The organism is Streptomyces tritici (assembly GCF_048500665.1).
Classification (GTDB): Bacteria; Actinomycetota; Actinomycetes; order Streptomycetales; family Streptomycetaceae; genus Streptomyces; species Streptomyces tritici.
The window spans coordinates 7,245,450-7,258,224 of the sequence record NZ_CP183183.1 but is presented as its reverse complement, the minus strand read 5'-3'; the positions used below and the strand labels follow the sequence as shown (position 1 = coordinate 7,258,224).

Below are 12,775 nucleotides of genomic sequence, written 5' to 3'. Positions count from 1 at the left end.
AGACGCAGACACCGACGGGCCAGGCGACGGCGAAGCCTCCGCCGACACCGTCCCCGCAGCCAACGCCACCGCCACCACGCCGACGGTCAACGACCGCCAACGCCTCGACACACGAAGACCCAACCGCTCGCCGTGCATACGCACTGCGCCCTCCCCAGAGCAGCAACATCAGGCCCGAACAGCCCACAGCCCGCACTCCCCGCACAGGCCGTCACAACCTACACACACACCGTCACTCGCTCACCCGAATCGAACACCCCACCCCCCACATCCGTCACATCCCAGCCACCCCACCACCCCACCTACACCCCACAACACCCCCCAAACCCCACCCACCACCCCGCCGCACACCCACCCCAACCACCCCACCCCCACACGACCAAAACCCACCCAACCCCCAACCCCACACCCAACAACACCAGCCCGACCCACACCCCCGAATCAGCCCGCACACCAAACCAGCCACCAGCTGGCCGGAACTGATGCGATGCCACATTGCGAGCCACTAGGACGCTCGAGCCGCCAAGCTCACGATCTAGAGTGACCGCGACTAGGCGCGCGGACTCGGCGGTCGCGCCTGCGTGCCCGGAACGGACCAGGAGGGGCTGTTGAGATCCGCATCAGAGGAATCCGACCAGCTGAGCACGTCTCGCTCCCGCCTGAGCCGCCGCTCGATGCTCGTCGCGGGCTCCGTCACCGCCGGCCTTGTCGCGGGATCGGCCGGAGCAGCCGCACTGATGCGGTCATCTGAGACCGACGAGCAGACGGATACGGGCTCTCAAGCCCCCGCGGTCCTCCTGGGCGCTGAGCCGCCCCGGCATGTGGCCCTCATCGCACTCGATGCGCCAGAAGGCTGGGAAAAGGGGCCGACCGCGGCCGTTGGAAACTTAACTGCCACCCTCCGCGATGTCAGCCCTGGTAAAGGCCATGCCACCCTCGCGCTGGGCCACCGCCTGTTCACAAGGTCGGGGAGCTCGGGAAGAACCCCCCGTCTACTCAAGCCCATGCCGTCCTTCCCCGGCGACGTCCTCGATCCGAGCCACTCGCACGGGGATGTTCTCGTCCAACTGGCAGCTGACTCGCGAGCTGCTGTCACCCGTGCGGAGCAGGACCTCACCACGCGCCTGGCCGGATGGACTCCACGCTGGCGGATCAGCGGATTCCGCGCGGACAGCCGTGCGCAGGACGGACGCGGACTGGCCAAGAACCCCTTCCACTTCACCGAAGGATTCGGCAACCCGGGCGACCAGCGCTCCGTCGACGAACGCGCCCTGGTCCGGCGGGACCAAGGCGAGCCAGCGTGGGCAGTCGGGGGCACCTACCAGGTTGTACGCATCATCCGCCTCGCCACCGAGCTGTGGGACAAGGACACCGTCGAGGAACAGGAACACATCATCGGACGGCGCCGCGACGGCCGCTGGCTCGACGGAACGCCCGTCCAGGAACGGGCAAACTTCGCCGCCGACCCGCGCGGCCGGCGCACCCCGCTCGACTCCCATGTCCGCCTCGCTGCCCCCGACCCGCGCAACCCGCCACCCCTCGTGCGTCGCAGCTATAGCTACGACCGCGGCGACGGCGATGTGGGCCTGGTGTTCTCGTGCTTTCAGCGGGACCTGGAAGCTGGCTTCGAGACGGTGCAGCGACGCCTGGCCGGGGAGTCGATGGCGAAGTACCTGCTCACGACCGGTGGTGGCTACTACTTCGTGCCGCCGCGCGGTGGCGAGTGGGTCAGGGCAGCGTTCTAACTGATCGTTTCAGAATGACGCGCTTGGTCAGACAGATATGCGCTGCGAAGATGCGACTTCGACCGGACGCTGGAGGACGGGGGCACCAGATGACGCAGTGGCGGCTCTTGCGAGGAGATGTCCTGGTCGGTGAGCTCCGTGAGTACGGCTGTGACCAGCCGTTCTTCCTGGCGCGTTTCACCCCAGGTCCGGGCTGGGAGGGCGTGAGGGCGTTGTTCGATGCCTGGGCGGCCTTCAGAGGCCCGGATCCGGATGGGGCCAGGTTTGTCGCCCTGGCCAAGCCGTTGCAGGACCTGGAGCTCACCCTGGCTCCGGTTGACGGTCGGCAACCTCCGTTGCAGCCCTTCAAAAACTGCATGGTGCGTATCAATGGGGCCGAGGCTCTCCTCCGTTACTGATCTCGCGTCTGGGTTCGCTGGAGCCGGCGGAGGCATATCAGGCTGCAGGCCAGTTCGAGCAGCCCGTGGTGGAGATCGGCGCGTCGTTCGTAGCGGGTGCGGAGTCGTTTGAACTGGTGCAGCCAGACGAAGGCGCGCCCGACCACCCAGCGCACCTTGCCCAGTCCGGAGCCGTGGGTGTCGGCGTTCGCGTGAATGTGCACACTCGTGCGGTGCAATGCAGAGTCCCAGTGGCCGTCCGACAGCTGAGTCATCCGCCTGCGGACGGCTTGCCGGCGGGCCGTAGACTCGCGCGCCATGGAAGAGACGTTCGAGCTGGGGGCCATCGTGTGCCCGTCCGGCACCTTGGTGCTCATTGACGGTGGTCACCTGGGGCTGTGGAGCGGGGACCGGTCGCCGGCGGACGTCGATCCGGCTTCCTTGGGTATCGAGGACGCTGCCATGGCCGCCGACGTCACGGGCGCCATTGACTTCGTGGTCACCGGGCCGGACGCTTCCGAAGCCGTCCGGACTTTTGGCCGGCAGCCGGGCTCCAGGCTCCATGACATCCCGGCTTCGAAGGCTGTCGAGTTCGAGGCGGCGTTCAACAGTCACCGCCGGTCTGCCGGCCTCGACGCACGGCTGGAGTCCCTGCCGGTTCGGGAGTCCCATGCCCAAAGGGCCCGACGGACGGGGGAAGAGGGCGGTGGCAGCTTCTTGATGTTCGGGGTTCCCGTCGTTGCCGTAGGCGGCGTACCCCGAGGCCGGCACCTGCCCGTGCTGGCTACACGGGTCGACCACGGCGACGGTGTCGGGGAACGCTGGTCCGAGATCTCGATCCGGATGGGTGAGGGCCGGGTGACGTCATCGGTCCCCCTGGTGACATCGGCGTGGACTGGGCCCGTGTGCTGTTCGGTGATGTCGACGCTTTGAACATCTGGCAGCACGATGAGCCGGTGGACGGCCTGGCCGATGTGGCGTTCTGGGGTGCCGCGGCAGACGAGGCGGCCGCGACGTTTGCCGCACCTGAACTGGGCGAGCCCGGCGAGGATGGTGTTCGCGGGTGGACGGGCCTGCCCGTCTCCGAGGCCATGGACAGAGCTCGCGCTCTATTGAGATGGAAGGACGAGACCGGACGGCGCATGGCGGTGGACTTCCGGCCGCACTCCCACCACTGGCAGATCATGCGCGAGGTACGCGCTTCGCACGTCGAGGCCGGATCCGTGGACCTCGGTGATGCCCGAGTACTGTGCGCGATGACGACCTGGGGCGACGGCTACTTCCCGGTGATCGCCGACCTGGATCCGTCGGGTGACCTCCTCGCAGTGCGCGTGCGATTCTCCGACGGGCCCTGAAGAGCCAGCCCGGAGTGCGCGGGATGGGTACGAAGCGCGGCTCTGTCGCTGATCTTGTGACGCTCCGGGTCCTACCTGGACCAGGTTCTAGTTCCGCGTGTGGGCACGCTGACCACCGTCCGCCTCTGACAGTACGCCGAGGCGGCTGGTGCTCAGTCGGTCTGCCCCTCGCGCAACAGTGAGCGAAGTAGGAACACCGCCTGGACGTCGTCTGCCATCCCGGCGAAGCGTTCGAGGAGAATCTCCAGCCGGGCGTCGTCGCCGTGGCGTACCGCCGCCACAATCTCGCCCATCACCTGTCGTAGCTCAAACGACACGCCCTGTTCGGAAATCTCCGCCACGCCCAGCTGCTACCCCGAACAAACATCGCGAGTCTCACACGATCGAGTGGCGTACCCCGGGCTGCTGCTTCGACTCGTCATGGGATACCTAAGGCCCGTCTTCGGGTCGCGTGCGCGGCGGTGATCGTGGCCAGGACGTCGGCGAGCTCGGGGCTCACGAGCAGGACGCGCTCGGCGTCGTTCTTGGAAGGGGCGATCTGCAGGAGGGGGACGATCTCGCCGGTGGTGGGCAGCCGGTACTGGATCACCGCGTGGTGGGTGATCTCCAGCATCTCCTCCACCCGGGCGCCGGTGGGGCGCAGGAACTCGACCGTCGCCCAGGGCCAGAACGCCCGGTGCTCCGCGCGATCAAGGTGCAGCAGGCGGCCGTCGGCGTCGCGGGCGGCGGCGCCGGCCGGGTTCGCGCCCCGGAAGCAGGGGGCGCCGTCGAGGTGAAGCGGGCGCCGGGCGGCGTGGCGCGAACGATCTCCAGGTGGGCCGTACGCAGGCGATGATGCTCGGCGACCTCCCGGGCGAACACCTCCAGTAGTGGCAGGCGTTCGGGGGTGCGCTGGTCCATGCGGGCCTTGGTCCGGGTGACGCGCTTGCTGTTGGCGGTCTCGGCGGCCTTGAACGGGTCGTCGGCGACGTCATGGTCATCGACACCATGCACTGGGACGACGAGATCCGCTCCCCCGAGGCCCTTCTCCCGCCGCCGGCGGACCTCACTGCGGAGGAGATCGACGGGGCGCTCCCCTGATGGAGACGATGAGCGCCGACAGCCTCGACCAGCTGGAGCTGGTCGACCACTACCGCGACGCGGTCGTGGAAATCATCGAGGCCAAGGCCGAGCACCACGAACCGCACGCCGTCACCGAGGAACCGGAGCCGGCCGGGCGCGTGCGTGGTCGACCTGATGGCAGCCCTGGAGCAGACCGTCCAGGCCGCATGGGAGCGCCGCGGCGAGACGGCCGGCAAGGCGACGGTGCACGAGATGCCCGCCCCGAAGACGCGGGCGAAGAAAACGGCCGCGAAAAAGGCCGCGGCCAAGAAGGCGACGACGAAGAAGTCAGCCCCGCGCCGTAAGAAGTCGGCCTAGCGCCCGGGGAATCAGGGCCGGTGCCGCCAGGGGTGCGCCCCGGCACCTGGTCATGGTGCCGGGGGCGCGGGGCTGCATGTGCTCAGGGCTGGCCGAAGATCAGGGATCCGGGGGCGGCGGGGTCGTTGGAGTAGACGGCTCTGGTGTTCCTCGGCCTCCTGCGCCTCCAGGTCCTGGATCGTCCGCTCAGCCACCCTCAGCATGTACCAGAGCCAGTCCCGTACGGCCCGATGCTTGGCGAGCCGCTCGGGTATCGGCTGCATCGACGCCATGCTCGCCCGCCTCCCTATCCGGTCGCAGTGGCGTCGCCGGCGACGACGTCGGGGTAGTACTGGAGCGCCACGTGCGCCGCTCTAACCGCGCTGCACAACGCGGGCCTGGTCGGCGCCCACCGCTCCAGCCGCTCCGTCCTCTACACCCGCACCACCACCGCCGAGCCTCCTTCGCACTGCCTCGCGTGAGGATCCGAGAGTCACCCCCCGAAGGACCTCCAGAACCGACCACTAAGGCAACTGCATTGGTCTGGTCCGGTCCCTCGCCCCCCCTTGGGCTGACGGGCCGTCGTGTCGATATCCGGCCAGGTGCCGCTGCGGGCCGTCGGCGTACAGGTCACTCCTCGCGTCCGGTCGGCGGCGCGTCGCCGATGACGGCGCACAGGCCCTGGCACGCATCTGAGAACGTCGATCACCGCCTCGGCCACGCCGCTGAAGACGGGTCTCTCCCTCACGTTGCGGGTGGGCGGGCCAGAGCAGGTAGGTGCAGCGAGCCGTGCACTAGGCCATATTGACTGCATGGTTCACGAGGTGGGCCGCCGGCTCGGGATGCAGAGCCTCCCCGGACTCACCGTGTGGGGTGTTCGGCCGGTCGCTCTGCCGAGTGGGGGTGACCGCGTGCCCGGACCGATGAATTGGGGGATTCATGGCTACGACTCCACCTGCACCGCGTCCGGCGCCCGGCTCGGAGGAACCAAACCGGGACGAGGCTGTTCCAGCGCCTGCCCAGGCATCGCCGGAACCGAGCGCGGCTGCTCCGGCATCAGCTCCGACGTCGTCACAGGAACCAGGCATGACTGCTCCTGTACGGGTCCCGACGTCTTCTCCGGTCCACAACGGCGCGCCTCGGCCTGCTCCGGAGACGTCCGACGTCCGCCTCAGACTGCGTGGGACGTTCTGGCTGACGAGCGCCTGCCAGGGTTTCGTCGGTTGTCTGCGAGGCATCGGGCGCTTTACATGGCGGGCGCGGTCGTAGTCGTCCTGGGCGGCCTTCTGTTCGCCTACTATGCGAACTACATCCTGGACCGAGCCACGGTGGACGACCGGGCGCGCGCAGACAGGAAGGCCGCCAGTACCGCTGACCGCGAACAGCCTGCCTTCGTCTCCGTTGTCACTCCCCGTGACATCGAGCAGGACCCGCCGGAGAACTTCATCGTCCTGCTGGACCGGAAGCTGACCGCGGGTGAACAGGCAGGGCTCACCGCCATCAAGGTCGAAGGTGACGGCCTGAATGTGTGGCGGTTCTTGACACCGCTTGGTGGACGGCTCGTGGAGTACGCGGCACCCGCGGCCTTCCCGAACGATGGTTTGGAGGATGGCCGTTACACAGCAGACTGGCGGTGGGCCCAGTCGTTCAACCTGAACCTCAACAGCGACCGCACCGCCGGACTCACGATCAACAGCATGACTGCTGTCAAAGACTCATGTCGACCGTCGACCGCACAGACCGTCGTCGACCTGCCGCCGGCCGGCGCTGAGGGCCGGCAGGGTCTGATGTGGGATCTGACCGGGGACACGAAGGAACGAACGCATGGGCCCTATGTCCTGGATGAGGGCGAGGACCAGGGACAGCTGTTCTTCCGCCACAACGTCATCGAGCTGGGCAACGGTCAATCGAACATGGCCATGCACATCCAGCCCCGTGTGTCCGACCGCATGTGCACATGGCATATCGACGCTTCGTACACGGACACCTCCGGCGCTCACACCCAACGCATCCCCAAGGGCACCGCAACTTTCACCACGGAGGCTGCACCGAAGAGGCCCGCTCAGTACTTCGCCCATGTCATCGGCGCAGGATGGGGTTGCACGGGCCAGGTGATCCGCAAGAACTGCCCGGCAGCCGAAACAGTCGAGCAGCTGCCTCCCGAGTGGTTCGGATAGGCACGTCAATGCCGGTGTCGCCGGCGCAGCAGCGGGGTGGCGTTAACGGTCTGAGTTGGCCCCACTTTTCCGGTCTGAACTGGCCCCGGTTTGCTGCGACGGACCCCTTGTGTTCCGGCCCGGAGTGGCCCCGCTTCCGGTCTGTAGTGGCCTTGCTTCGATGGGGGTGGTGTCAGTCGTCGCTGGGCGCCATGTCGTATTCGCCGACATCCAGATCTGCGCCGGTTGCGACGAGGAAGTCCACCACCGCGCGGTCCAGGCGCCAGCCGAAGAGGTTCGCGTCGTCCGGCGAGTCGGAGGTCTGCTCGTCATGCCGGCTGAAGTAGCGATGGACCTGCAGAATCGTGCCCCCGGGGCCTTCCTCGGTTGCAAGACGGATTGTCAAATTGGTGAGCGCCTCCATGCGGGGCCGGAGCCTGCCGATGACCTGGTCAATCTGCACGTCGACTGGCAGGCCGGGCTCGCGGCAGACAACCTTCCAGCAGTGACAGAACGGGATGGTGTGAGGTGAGGTTGTCAGGCTCCCCCGCACCGTGACCTCGTCCGGTTCCACGCCAAGCAGCTGGGTAATCTCGTCGGCAGTGGTGCCCACGCTGGAGATCGCAAAGTAGACGTACTGAGTCAACGACACCCGCGGAGACTACCGACGCGGCCGCACGGCCGCCTGACTATTTCCTCGCCTGCTGCTTGGCTTTGGTCTGGGCGAGCCGGTAGGACTCGGTGCCGGTCTCGATGATGGTGCCGTTGAAGGTGAGGCGGTCGACGATGGCCGCGCAGAGCCGGGGGTCGGTAAAGGTCTTGGTCCAGCCCCCAAACGATTCGTTCGATGCGATCGCGACCCTGTTCTTTTCCTCCCGCTCGGTCAGAACTTGGAACAGCATCTCGGCGCCACGCGGTCCAGTTCGAGGTTGCCAAGTTCATCAATGCAGAGGAGATCGACGCGGCCGTAGCGGGCGATGGTCTTGGTCAGCTGTTTCTCGTCTGCGGCTTCGACGAGCTTGTTGACCAGGCGGGCGGCAAGTGCGTAGCGGACCCGGAAGCCGGCCATTGGGGCGGCGGAGCCGAGGCCGATCAGCAGGTGGGTCTTGCCGGTGCCGGAGTCGCCGATCAGGCAGAGTGGCTCGCCTTTCTTGACCCATTCGCAGGTGGCGAGGTTGTTGACCAGGGCGGGTGTGACGTTGGGGTTGGCCGTGTAGTCGAAGTCGGACAGCCACTTCGAGCGCGGGAAGCCGGCCGCGCGGATGCGCCGTTCGGAGCGGCGGCGGTCGCGGTCCTCGCACTCGGCCATCAGCAGTTCGGCGAGGAAGCTGCGGTAGGAAAGGTGCTCGCGCTCGGCCCGGGTGACGGTGTCGGCGAACTGGGCCCGCATGGTCGGCAGCCGCAGGACTCGGCAGGCGGTGTCGATGGCGGCGTCGGAGGCGGGCTCGGTCAGGGTATGGTGCGGGCCGGTCATCGAGGGTCCCTTCCGGGTCGGTGGTGCAGGAGCTGGTCCCAGCGCTCAAGCGCTGGAAGGGGACGCTGGTCGGGTGGCAGGCGGGCGGTTCTTCGTTCGGTCAGGCTCGGCAGCGGCAACTCGGGTGGGGCGACAGGTTCGGGCGGCGGGACGGTGACCGTGACCGTCGGTGAGCGGCCCTCGGTCTCGGCGGCCTTGCGCGCCTCCAGCGCGACGACGTCGGCGGTGCAGGCCCCGGCCGCGAGGGCGGCCTGGATGCCGGCAACGACGTCGCGGTGTTGCAGGTGCCGGTGCAGCAGCAGGACATGGACCAGGGCTTTCGTGCCGTCGCTCTCGCCGAGGGCGTGCTTGGCCGCGGACCAGAACGCCTCGTGAGCGGGGGTGAAGGTGCCCGCGCGGCGGGCCTGGTCGAGTGCCTCGAAGCCGGCCAAGGCCCCCGGCTTGGCCAGCAGGACCTCCAAGAAGTGGTCCGGCGCGGGTGGCGAGCGATCTCAGTGTGGCCGTGAAAGACGACGACCTCGTTCGAGCGGAGCAGGACGTGCACTTGGCGGCCGACGTAGCGGACCGGGACCGAGTAGCGGCAGACGACGCGGACGGCGACCATGCCGTAGCGGTCGACGCGCGGGTCGAAGGCGAGCCCGGTCTCGAACTCCTCGCCGGGGAGGGGCAGCAGGAGCGGGGCCTCGTGGGCGAAGTCCTGGCCGATGGTCCTGATCCGCATCCCGATCCGCCGGTTTCTTCGGCCTGTTCGAACGCGGCGAAGGCGTCGTTGAGCTCGTCGAGGGAGTCGACTCGCGGAACTGGGGTGACGTAGTTCCGGCGCCAGTAGCCGACCTGGCCCTCAACCCCACCCTTCTCGTGGGCGCCGCGCAGTCCCGGCTCGCAATAGAAAGGGGTGATCGAGTAGTGCTGGCGGAAGTCGTGCCAGCGCGGATGCTCCTCGCGCGACCTGCTCTTGCGGATCACCCTGGACACGGCGGGTGAGAGGTTGTCATACCGTTCTGGCCTCCGGGTATGCCGCCCAGGGTGTGGAACGCGTGGACGTGACCGTCGAGGAAGGCCTCCTGCCGCAGGAGGCAGTGATCCGGTGGACGGCCTTGCCGGAGTAGCGAGCCGGAACGCGAACAGGTAGCACTTGGTGCGCTCGCCGGCCAGATCGACCCAGGCCTCGCCGAAGTCGACCTCCGCGTCCATGCCTGGCTGATTGTGCCGGATCACGAACCCCGCCGCGGGTGCCGCCCCGGCGGCCTCCGCGATCTCCTGCCGGCGCCGGTGGACGTAGTCCCACACGGTTGAGTAGGCAATCTCCGCCCCGAGCTCCTGCTGAAGCCTAGCCAGGATCCGCTTCACTGTGTGCCGCTGTTTCGGCGGAGCCTCCAGGTCGTCCAGCAGCCACTGGTCGATCGTCTTCTTGAAAGGCTCCAGCCTCGGGGAATGCCTCCTCGGTGTCCGCCGCGGCAGCGGCACCGCCGAACACAGGGCCTCGCGCACCAGCCGCCGGTGGACGCCGTACTTTCGCGCGAGGACGCGGACAGACAGCCCGTCCCGCCACGAGTCCCGGCGGATCAGCAGGAACAGCTCTTCCTTCGAGCACACCACCCGGCATCGCCCCCTCACGGAGACCTACACCGAGCGTCCCAACCCCACGCCGGGGGTGGGGCCAACTCAAGCCGGAACAACCCCCGAACGCTCCCGCGCGCCCCCCCTGGCGGGGCCAACTCGGGCCGGAAAGGTGGGGCCAACTCAGACCGTTAACGCCAGCGGGGCACGCGACATCGGCTACTGCCCGCCTGTAGATTCCCGGTGCGTTCCCGGGGCAGGTAGAGCCGGCCCTCACGACGTTCACGTAATTCGGCTCTGTCGGGGGATCTTGTGACGTTGAAATGGCCGAAGGCCTACTGTTTCGCTTCGACGTGAGCGGCGGCACCGGCTGCGCGGAGTTCGGCCATCATGGCGGTGGCGACTTCTTCCGGCACGTTCTCGAGGATGGTCGCAGGGGGTTCGCTGACGAGGGACTTGCAGTGCCGCAGACTCAGCCCGGTTCGCGTACGAAGTAGTTTCACGATTTCAATGGCCCGAGGGCCGCAGTCAGTCAGAACTACGGTGTGCGGCACGTCGTCGCAGACCAGCAAGAACGATTCGCTCACCGTGTCCGATCCCTCCATCAGCAAGCAGATGGCCCGCAGCATATGGCGAGATGCGGCGATCACGCCCTGAGCGAGCTGGACGAAGCGCTGGGACGAGGGCTGCACCAACGCCTGGAAGCTCTGGGAGGAGATCGTTCCCTTGAGCTGGCGAGGCAGCTGCGGCCGGGTCAGCGCCTACCTGCGACAGAAGCGGCAACGCACCACGGTCAGTCACCGAGCAACCCGAGGCATCCCGTGTGGTGACGAGATGGATCCTCAGCCGACCCGAGACGCTGACCGGGATCGAACAACTCCGGCTCAAGACCATCTGGCCACCTGCCCCGAACTCGAGGCCCTGAGACGAGCGGCGGCGCAACCGGCACCTCGAGGGCGTCGTCTCCGCGCTCCAAGGGGACGAGGTGGTGCACGGCGGCCATGCCCACCCAGGGCACGCTGCCACCGCCGATGCCCGCTGCCGGCCTCTCCGTGCACGGCGGCGTTCCTGGCGATGCCAAGGGCCGCAAGGAGGTCCCACTCGACGCCGGTGAGCTCGACCGGATTCGGCGGCCGGCCGCCCTTGCTCCCCTTGCCCGTCCCAGCGATGACCGAACGCCTCCACCTGCTCAAGGAGGAACACCGGGGTCGCCTTCAGCGTGGCGACGGCCGGCGGGAAGTCGTCGCTGAGCTGGCTCGCGCGCTGACGGATGACGCCGAACATCTCGGCGATCTGGCGGTGCCGACGAGGGCGGGGCCGGTCGGCTCGTCATTGCGGCGGTCGAGTTCGTCCTCCATCAGGACCTCGAAGCCGACGAGGGGCGCGGTGATCCCCTGAGCGGGGGCGGCGGCGGTCACGGCCTTCAGTGCGGCTTCGTCGGCCTGGCGGGCGGTTGCGGTGTCGACGAAGATCCAGACGCTGAAGTTGCCGTTCGGGGCGGTCCCGACGGCGGGGGACGCCTCGGCCAGGTTCTCGTGCAGCCCGTCCATCGCGTCGTCGGACACGTCGCGAGAGTCCAGTTCCACGTAGACGCTCCACGCCTGGGACATGAGGGCCAACGCTGCCCGGGAAGGTGCAGGTTGAGGAGCAGGCCGGGATTCACCCTGCAGCACGGAATCGACCCGAACGGCAGCGGCATGTACGACTTCGGCAAGGGCAGGAGCGAACTCGCCCCCAAGCTGCCCCAGGAAGCCACCGCCCCCGCCAGCTGCGGCACCATCGAACGCCATAGCGGCGGCTCCATGGGCAAGAACTACTAGCCCAGAGCAAGAAGGTGAGGCTTGCAAGCCATGAGGGCCGTAGCCGTTTCGCCCTCGTGCCGGCCTCGGCGACCACTCGATGCCGAGGCCGTCACCACGCTTCACCGAAGACTGCAACCGCACCCGGTCTGCGCACCGAATCGGTTGTCCGGGGACCCATGCGGCTTCTGTGGCAGTCGGGCATCCCACCCAGCGCACCCAGGAGAGTCCCATGCTTGTCTGTCGCCGCCCCCGTAGTCCGCACGTGGTCTTGACGTTCGCCGGGCTGTGCCTGCTGATCGCCCTCGCAGGCTGCTCATCCTCCGGCGGGCCCGCGCTCACCTCCCCGTCGCCCTCGACGCCGTCCTCCACGTCGGTCAACGGGGCGCGCATCGTCATCAAGGACTTCCGCTTCGAGCCGACCGACCTCACCGCCGCACCAGGAGCCAAGGTGTCCGTGGTCAACGAGGACTCCGCCCCCCACACCGTGACAGCCGAGGCCGCCAACGCCTTCGACACCAGCACCATCGAAGGCGGCAGGACAGCCACATTCATCGCACCGCCCACCGTTGGCACCTACCGCTACCTCTGTGACATCCACCCGTCCATGACCGGCACACTCACCGTCCGCTGACCCGCACAGGCCGCGCGGCGTCTCACCATGGGACCATCCCGTGCACCTCGATCCGATGCGGCCGGACAGCACACACCGGAAACTGCACACCGTCGCTCGTCTCCTAGCCGCGGTCCGTGTTGCAGCCGACGCCCACCACCACGCGCGTCTCGCCGAACGCCACGACGCCGTCAGCGCCACCCTCAGCCAGGGCACCCTCTTCAGGATCGAAGCCGCCACCGCCGCACTCGCGGCGCTGCTGGTCCTCGTCGTCTGGCGCCGCCCGCTGGCCGACACC

12 protein-coding genes and 3 pseudogenes are annotated in these 12,775 nt (G+C 68.1%); 7 read left to right on the top strand and 8 right to left on the bottom strand.

Features of this window, described 5'->3' with window-relative positions:
• The first annotated feature begins 674 nt into the window (after positions 1-674).
• Positions 675-1,745, top strand: a complete 1,071-nt coding sequence (locus ACNJ93_RS33710; RefSeq protein WP_418961256.1) for a Dyp-type peroxidase — start codon at positions 675-677, stop codon at positions 1,743-1,745.
• Between the two features lie 391 nt (positions 1,746-2,136).
• Here the strand turns inward: ACNJ93_RS33710 and ACNJ93_RS33705 are convergent.
• A pseudogene (locus ACNJ93_RS33705) lies at positions 2,137-2,322 on the bottom strand (IS5/IS1182 family transposase); the annotation flags it as partial.
• A gap of 118 nt (positions 2,323-2,440) precedes the next feature.
• On the opposite strand from ACNJ93_RS33705, the gene ACNJ93_RS33700 reads away from it, so the two are divergent.
• Together ACNJ93_RS33700 and ACNJ93_RS33695 are read left to right on the top strand one after the other, a co-directional pair.
• The gene (locus tag ACNJ93_RS33700; RefSeq protein ID WP_418961255.1) at positions 2,441-3,055 is read left to right on the top strand and encodes a hypothetical protein; all 615 of its coding nucleotides are present in this window, start codon (positions 2,441-2,443) and stop codon (positions 3,053-3,055) included.
• The gene (locus ACNJ93_RS33695) at positions 3,013-3,477 is read left to right on the top strand and encodes a hypothetical protein (RefSeq protein ID WP_418961254.1); all 465 of its coding nucleotides are present in this window, start codon (positions 3,013-3,015) and stop codon (positions 3,475-3,477) included. Before ACNJ93_RS33700 ends, ACNJ93_RS33695 begins: the two co-directional genes overlap by 43 nt.
• Positions 3,478-3,629: 152 nt before the next feature.
• On the opposite strand, the gene ACNJ93_RS33690 is transcribed toward ACNJ93_RS33695, so the two are convergent.
• Entirely contained in the window at positions 3,630-3,818 is a 189-nt protein-coding gene (locus tag ACNJ93_RS33690; RefSeq protein WP_418961253.1) for a hypothetical protein, read from the bottom strand.
• Between the two features lie 77 nt (positions 3,819-3,895).
• Positions 3,896-4,090, bottom strand: coding sequence for a hypothetical protein (locus ACNJ93_RS33685; RefSeq protein ID WP_418961252.1), 195 nt, complete (start codon positions 4,088-4,090; stop codon positions 3,896-3,898).
• A 466-nt stretch (positions 4,091-4,556) separates the two neighbouring features.
• Here ACNJ93_RS33685 and ACNJ93_RS33680 point away from each other — a divergent pair, with 466 nt between their 5' ends.
• Both ACNJ93_RS33680 and ACNJ93_RS33675 read left to right on the top strand, forming a co-directional pair.
• Positions 4,557-4,883, top strand: coding sequence for a hypothetical protein (locus tag ACNJ93_RS33680; protein WP_418961251.1), 327 nt, complete (start codon positions 4,557-4,559; stop codon positions 4,881-4,883).
• A 1,242-nt stretch (positions 4,884-6,125) separates the two neighbouring features.
• The gene (locus tag ACNJ93_RS33675; RefSeq protein WP_418961250.1) at positions 6,126-7,052 is read left to right on the top strand and encodes a hypothetical protein; all 927 of its coding nucleotides are present in this window, start codon (positions 6,126-6,128) and stop codon (positions 7,050-7,052) included.
• A 172-nt stretch (positions 7,053-7,224) separates the two neighbouring features.
• Here ACNJ93_RS33675 and ACNJ93_RS33670 read toward each other — a convergent pair whose 3' ends face one another.
• The 5 genes and pseudogenes from ACNJ93_RS33670 to ACNJ93_RS33650 all read right to left on the bottom strand — a co-directional run bounded on the left by ACNJ93_RS33670 (position 7,225) and on the right by ACNJ93_RS33650 (position 11,651).
• The gene (locus tag ACNJ93_RS33670; RefSeq protein ID WP_418961249.1) at positions 7,225-7,683 is read right to left on the bottom strand and encodes a DUF4279 domain-containing protein; all 459 of its coding nucleotides are present in this window, start codon (positions 7,681-7,683) and stop codon (positions 7,225-7,227) included.
• Between the two features lie 37 nt (positions 7,684-7,720).
• Positions 7,721-8,505, bottom strand: a pseudogene (gene istB, locus ACNJ93_RS33665) (IS21-like element helper ATPase IstB).
• A pseudogene (gene istA, locus ACNJ93_RS33660) lies at positions 8,502-10,101 on the bottom strand (IS21 family transposase). The pseudogenes istB and istA overlap by 4 nt, the downstream one beginning before the upstream one ends.
• A gap of 299 nt (positions 10,102-10,400) precedes the next feature.
• The gene (locus ACNJ93_RS33655) at positions 10,401-10,757 is read right to left on the bottom strand and encodes a ribosomal protein L7/L12 (RefSeq protein WP_418961616.1); all 357 of its coding nucleotides are present in this window, start codon (positions 10,755-10,757) and stop codon (positions 10,401-10,403) included.
• A 522-nt stretch (positions 10,758-11,279) separates the two neighbouring features.
• Positions 11,280-11,651: a hypothetical protein gene (locus tag ACNJ93_RS33650; RefSeq protein WP_418961248.1), complete on the bottom strand. Its 372-nt coding sequence runs from the start codon at positions 11,649-11,651 to the stop codon at positions 11,280-11,282.
• Positions 11,652-11,705: 54 nt separating this feature from the next.
• On the opposite strand from ACNJ93_RS33650, the gene ACNJ93_RS33645 reads away from it, so the two are divergent.
• The gene (locus tag ACNJ93_RS33645; protein ID WP_418961627.1) at positions 11,706-11,885 is read left to right on the top strand and encodes a hypothetical protein; all 180 of its coding nucleotides are present in this window, start codon (positions 11,706-11,708) and stop codon (positions 11,883-11,885) included.
• A 244-nt stretch (positions 11,886-12,129) separates the two neighbouring features.
• On the top strand, positions 12,130-12,498 hold the full coding sequence (locus tag ACNJ93_RS33640; RefSeq protein ID WP_418961247.1) for a cupredoxin domain-containing protein: 369 nt from the start codon (positions 12,130-12,132) through the stop codon (positions 12,496-12,498).
• The last annotated feature ends 277 nt before the right edge of the window (positions 12,499-12,775 follow it).

Bases quoted from the DNA above. Each gene is read 5' to 3' on its own strand.
- ACNJ93_RS33710 (WP_418961256.1), top strand. From the start codon at position 675: ATGCTCGTCGCGGGCTCCGTCACCGCCGGCCTTGTCGCGGGATCGGCC.
- ACNJ93_RS33700 (WP_418961255.1), top strand. From the start codon at position 2,441: ATGGAAGAGACGTTCGAGCTGGGGGCCATCGTGTGCCCGTCCGGCACC.
- ACNJ93_RS33685 (WP_418961252.1), bottom strand. From the start codon at position 4,090: ATGCTGGAGATCACCCACCACGCGGTGATCCAGTACCGGCTGCCCACC.
- ACNJ93_RS33680 (WP_418961251.1), top strand. From the start codon at position 4,557: ATGGAGACGATGAGCGCCGACAGCCTCGACCAGCTGGAGCTGGTCGAC.
- ACNJ93_RS33675 (WP_418961250.1), top strand. From the start codon at position 6,126: ATGGCGGGCGCGGTCGTAGTCGTCCTGGGCGGCCTTCTGTTCGCCTAC.